General features: G+C 65.6%; 2 protein-coding genes and 1 pseudogene. 1 reads left to right on the top strand and 2 read right to left on the bottom strand.

What is annotated here, in order from left to right; genetic code table 11:
* Positions 1 to 675: alpha/beta hydrolase (locus EN993_RS35760; protein WP_127266236.1), on the top strand; the 675-nt coding region annotated here is incomplete at its 5' end.
* Positions 676 to 688: 13 nt separating this feature from the next.
* On the opposite strand, the gene EN993_RS35755 is transcribed toward EN993_RS35760, so the two are convergent.
* Both EN993_RS35755 and EN993_RS35750 read right to left on the bottom strand, forming a co-directional pair.
* On the bottom strand, positions 689 to 1,084 hold the full coding sequence (locus EN993_RS35755; RefSeq protein ID WP_056587731.1) for a rhodanese-like domain-containing protein: 396 nt from the start codon (positions 1,082 to 1,084) through the stop codon (positions 689 to 691).
* Between the two features lie 55 nt (positions 1,085 to 1,139).
* Positions 1,140 to 1,466, bottom strand: a pseudogene (locus tag EN993_RS35750) (TetR/AcrR family transcriptional regulator); the annotation flags it as partial.

Genomic DNA, 1,466 nt, shown 5'->3' with positions numbered 1-1,466 from the left:
GAGCCGGGCAGGGCAGTCGCCGGCACGGTGCTTGTCGTCCATGGCTGGCGCTCACGCACCGAATATATGCGCGCGTTGATCGAAGGCTATCGTGCCGCCGGCTACAGGGTCGTTTCGCTTGACTTGCCTGGCCACGGCCAGTCGCAGGGCCGGCGGTTGAACATGGTCAATGCGGTGGATGCGGTGCGGGTTGCCGGCGAATGGTTCGGCCCGTTCGTGGCGGCGGTCGGCCATTCCTTCGGCGGCGCAGTCGCCGCCAATGCCATCGCCGGTTCGGTCAAGAACATTCCGCCACTGGCGGCCGGACGACTGGTGCTGATTGCGGCGCCAAGTTCCCTGCCGGCGATTTTTGCCGACTTCAGCCGCATGCTCAATGTCGGCCCGCGCTCGCAGGTCGCCATGGCGGACCGTGTCGAACATCTTTCCGGCAGGCCGCTGCACGATTTCACCGGCGACCGCCAGCTTGCCCAGGCGCCGGTGCCGACCCTGGTCATCCACGCACAGGACGACCGCGAAGTCTCGGCCGATCATGCAAGGCGCTATGCCGGCGCAGGCGGCCATGTGCGGCTTTACTGGGCCGATGGGCTCGGCCACCGCCGTATCCTTGCGGACAAGGGTGTGATCGAACGCGCGGTCGGCTTCGTGATGCATCGCGAGCCGTCGCTGCTGCATTGAGCGTCGATCGAGTTTACTTCTTCTTTTCACCGGGTTCGACCGGCAGTCCGGCGGCCTTCCAGGCGGTGTAGCCGCCAAGGATGTGCTTGACCGGCGAAAGCCCCATGTCCTGCGCCGTCTTGGTGGCCAGCGCCGAGCGCCAGCCGCCTGCACAGAAGAAGACGAAGCTCTTTCCCGAAGCGAAGAATGGCTTGTGGTAAGGGCTTTCGGGATCGATCCAGAATTCCAGCATGCCTCGGGTGACATGTTTGGCGCCGGGAATCCTGCCGTCGCGTTCCACCTCGCGAGGGTCGCGCAGATCGACGAAAATGGTGTCTTCATCGTCGAGCAGTCCGGCTGCTTCCTCCGGCGAAACCACTTCAATCTCGGCGTTCGCCTCGTCCAGCAGTTCGCGATAACCCTTTTTCACGCTCTCGTCCCTCCCGGCCTTGCCGGCGAATTTCGAGCACACTGGCGGGCGTTTGTCACGCTGCGTCGGTGCCGGCCAACATCTTCCAGGCAGCCATGGCCCCAGCTACCGTCGCCAGCAGGGCGGCGTACGATGCCCCGTCGCGTGCCTGGATCGACATGCCGTGCTGAACCGTGGCGAAGAAGGTCGCGATGGCGCTGGCGTCGAAATCCGCCGGCAGTTCGCCTTCGGCAACGCCGCGCTCGAGACGCTTCTGCAGCGCGCTATGGTTTTCGGCGCGGCGGCGGCGCAGATCATCGCAGATGGCGCCGCGGCTCGAGTCCTGATGCAGCGCGCCAAGCGCGACCAGGCAGCCCTGCGGGCGATCGGTCTGTGCATAGGC

The organism is Mesorhizobium sp. M7D.F.Ca.US.004.01.2.1, assembly GCF_003997785.1.
Classification (GTDB): Bacteria; Pseudomonadota; Alphaproteobacteria; order Rhizobiales; family Rhizobiaceae; genus Mesorhizobium; species Mesorhizobium loti.
The sequence above is the reverse complement of the archived record's forward strand: the minus strand, read 5'-3'. Positions and strand labels throughout refer to the sequence as shown.